The 2,881-nt window shown below is 58.1% G+C and carries 4 protein-coding genes; 2 read left to right on the top strand and 2 right to left on the bottom strand.

Annotated elements, in window-relative coordinates; all coding sequences use genetic code 11:
• Positions 1–471 precede the first annotated feature (471 nt).
• Both CURSPS6_RS00015 and CURSPS6_RS00020 read left to right on the top strand, forming a co-directional pair.
• Positions 472–789 (top strand): helix-turn-helix domain-containing protein, encoded by a 318-nt coding sequence (locus tag CURSPS6_RS00015; protein WP_152977982.1) that lies wholly within the window; start codon positions 472–474, stop codon positions 787–789.
• 375 nt (positions 790–1,164) lie between these two features.
• The gene (locus CURSPS6_RS00020) at positions 1,165–1,734 is read left to right on the top strand and encodes a hypothetical protein (protein WP_030013168.1); all 570 of its coding nucleotides are present in this window, start codon (positions 1,165–1,167) and stop codon (positions 1,732–1,734) included.
• Here the strand turns inward: CURSPS6_RS00020 and CURSPS6_RS00025 are convergent.
• Together CURSPS6_RS00025 and CURSPS6_RS00030 are read right to left on the bottom strand one after the other, a co-directional pair.
• Positions 1,718–2,449 carry a hypothetical protein gene (locus CURSPS6_RS00025; protein WP_030013170.1) on the bottom strand — a complete coding sequence of 244 codons (732 nt, stop codon included), beginning with the start codon at positions 2,447–2,449 and terminating at the stop codon, positions 1,718–1,720. The two genes, CURSPS6_RS00020 and CURSPS6_RS00025, sit on opposite strands and share 17 nt — an antisense overlap.
• 13 nt (positions 2,450–2,462) lie before the next feature.
• Positions 2,463–2,723, bottom strand: coding sequence for a hypothetical protein (locus CURSPS6_RS00030; protein WP_030013171.1), 261 nt, complete (start codon positions 2,721–2,723; stop codon positions 2,463–2,465).
• Positions 2,724–2,881 lie beyond the last annotated feature (158 nt).

Below are 2,881 nucleotides of genomic sequence, written 5' to 3' on the forward strand. Positions count from 1 at the left end.
ACATCCACTACAACTACCACCGCCCCCATAGCGGAGCGGGCGGACATCCCCCAGCATCTCAGCTCCGTGCTGGCGTCACCAACCTCCTGCCCTCGTACAACTAGGTCGCATTTCGCGGCCCGATATGCCTTGACGGGATCCGGCGCGTACTTCCTGCCGTCTTCACTGGCAGCGACCTTTCCTTCCCGCGGATGGATCGTTGACCCGTCCGCGGCCTGTGCCGTTTCAGAGAAAGGATGCTGAACGGAATACGGGAGGGTCGGGTAAGCCGCCACCCCAGTAGCGCAGACGGCCACCGTTGCAGTAGCGGCAATCCATCTGCCGCGAGCTTTCTTGTGCATCGCTTACCTCCTCTCAACTGGGCGCTTCGTCTATACCTACATCTTACCGGTTCCTATCACTGTAAGCTATGCTTTGTGAGTGAAAAAAGCGTCATGTTGCAAAAACTGAGATAATGGAGCCGTGCCGTTCATGATGAAGATCCCCAATCAGCCGGAGCAGGTTCGAGTCGCGACCATGCTCTTCGGCAATACGTTGCGCGCGGCAATCCTCAACATCCTGTCGAAGGCTCCGGCAACTCGCGCGGAACTTTGCGCCACCCTCGATGTCGGAGAACAAAGCCTGGCTCGACAGATCGCCATGCTCGAAGAGCACGGCGTCGTGGAAACAGAGATTCTGCCGGGACGGGGACGGCCGACTCGCCACTCGCTGAACACTCACCGCTTGATCGAGTTTGAGACCATCCTGACGAGCTACATTCACGCACGTGGCGAGACGCCGAACGCTTGACTGCGAGGTACCCCTCCCCCACGCATCGCTGAGACGTGAGGGCACACGTATGACCATGCGCGAGGAAGGGGTGGCTTGATAACCCTTAAAGACGCCGTAGCGTCGGCGGGTAGCTGGGAAGCTCGACAGCACGAAACTGGGCTGGAGCGATAGGGGAACCGCGATGGGTTTCCGGTAGGTACATGATTGCCCTCATTCTCAACAGTTCTGTTCGAGGGCGCATCGTTGGTACCGTAATGCAAGCATCCACTTTCACGTTGATGCGCCCTCAATAGCAGGTAGTGGCCCTTCACGCTTAGACCCCGGAGGGGCCGCTACCTGCTTTTAAAGCGTACAGATCGCTAGACCGTTGAACAAGTAAACACTCGGAGAGTTTTGCGCAAATTCACAGACGCCGTCGGCGCCGAGGTGTTCTCCCCCTTCATCCTGGCGTTGGTCATGCTGATCGGAGCACCCCTTGTCTCTACTGATCACTGGGTATGGCAGGCAACGGTGGGAGTCCTTACGGTCGTAGTCATCCCCTGGAGCTTGTCGCTCTATCTGGCCCATTCAGGGAAAACTTCAGATCGCTGGCTAGTTCACCGCAAACAGCGTTATGGCTTTTATGCAGCCTCCTTGGCCTCGATCGCCGCAGGAGCGATCATCTTGCTTATCGGCTCAGATTCATCCACTGTCAAAGCACTCATCGGAATGCTCTTGGCCGCGGTCGCTGTCATCGCGATCATTAACTTCAAACTCAAGGCCAGCGCTCATGCGTGCATGAGCGCGATTTTCGGGACCGTGACCGCTGGGCTATTTAGCCCGTGGTGGTTGATTGCCGCGGTGGTTGTCCATGCCACCGTTTGCTACTCGCGCTGGCACATGCGCAAGCACACGGTCCTTGAGCTGATCGTCGGGTCCATGGTAGGGATCCTGGCCGGGGCCGGAGCTATCGCTTTGGCGTAGCCGGGAGACCAGCAAACCGCGCGGACAACGGACATGCCAACAGAGCTAGCAAAAGCAGAAATGGGCCGCTGTAAACCATCACTTCACGCGTCACCACGAGAGGGCCCAATGGGGCAAATTCAGCGATCCACAACACTACGAGACCAACGGTGATATCTACGTAAGCGATCACGGCGATGATGTATGTTGCGATCGCCCTGCCCATTCCTAATCCGCCGACGTCGCGGTGTCGGGATGAATATTTCAGCACCTTTCGTGGTGCCGTGATGGAAGATGCGACGAGCCAGACAAACGTAATGAGGGTGAAGCTCCAGTAGAAACCGGTCATCGTTGCATCGTGAACCACACGCGGTTGACCAAAAGCGGCCGCGGAAATAACCCAGGCTCCGACAGTCCCCACGACGCCGATTCCCAATCCGGTTCGCCCCTGCCGCCATCCTGGTGCTGAAGAGCTCAGCGGCCCGTAGAGGCCACGGCCCATCAGCCAGCCGCAGAGACAGATCAGCAGGTGGCCGATGCAGTTGACCAGCCCTATCCCCCAGAGTGCCCGGTCCAGAGGGTTATGGATACTTGGCAGGGAAAGGAACAGTGCCACAACCAGCGAGGCCATCGCCACGGTGATATCGGTGTCTCGCCCTCCGCCCTTGACCGTGCGGCGCGCGATCACCAGAGCGCACAAGGCCACCATAATTCCGACGATCAAGAAATAGATCATGCGTCGTTCCCGCCTAGCCTAATTTCCGGTGCATTTCATCAACGACGACCAGCATACGGAACGCTTCTTCCACATGCTTTTGAGCCGTCTCCAGCTCGGCGAAGATTTGTGGGGCTGTCGCCTTGGATAACAGTTGCGGGATGCTCCACCCCAAGTGCCCAATGTCCATGTGCCCACCCGCAACCAAGCTCGATCCCGGGTGTATTCGCAGATAACTGGACAGAGCCAAAATTCGCTCGATCGGCATTTTCCCGTTCTCCAGCTGAGTAGACATCGAGGCTCGATTGATTCCGACGCCACGGGCAACAGCAACTCTCGATGACCCAGCGAAGGCTAGATGTACGAGGGCAGGAGGTTGGTGACGCCAGCACGGAGCTGAGATGCTGGGGGATGTCCGCCCGCTCCGCTATGGGGGCGGTGGTAGTTGTAGTG

The sequence above is a fragment of the Curtobacterium sp. S6 genome (assembly GCF_000710345.2).
Taxonomy (GTDB): Bacteria; Actinomycetota; Actinomycetes; order Actinomycetales; family Micrococcaceae; genus Rothia.

Coding starts and splice junctions, on each gene's coding strand:
- CURSPS6_RS00015 (WP_152977982.1), top strand. CDS start 472: ATGATGAAGATCCCCAATCAGCCGGAGCAGGTTCGAGTCGCGACCATG.
- CURSPS6_RS00025 (WP_030013170.1), bottom strand. CDS start 2,449: ATGATCTATTTCTTGATCGTCGGAATTATGGTGGCCTTGTGCGCTCTG.
- CURSPS6_RS00030 (WP_030013171.1), bottom strand. CDS start 2,723: ATGTCTACTCAGCTGGAGAACGGGAAAATGCCGATCGAGCGAATTTTG.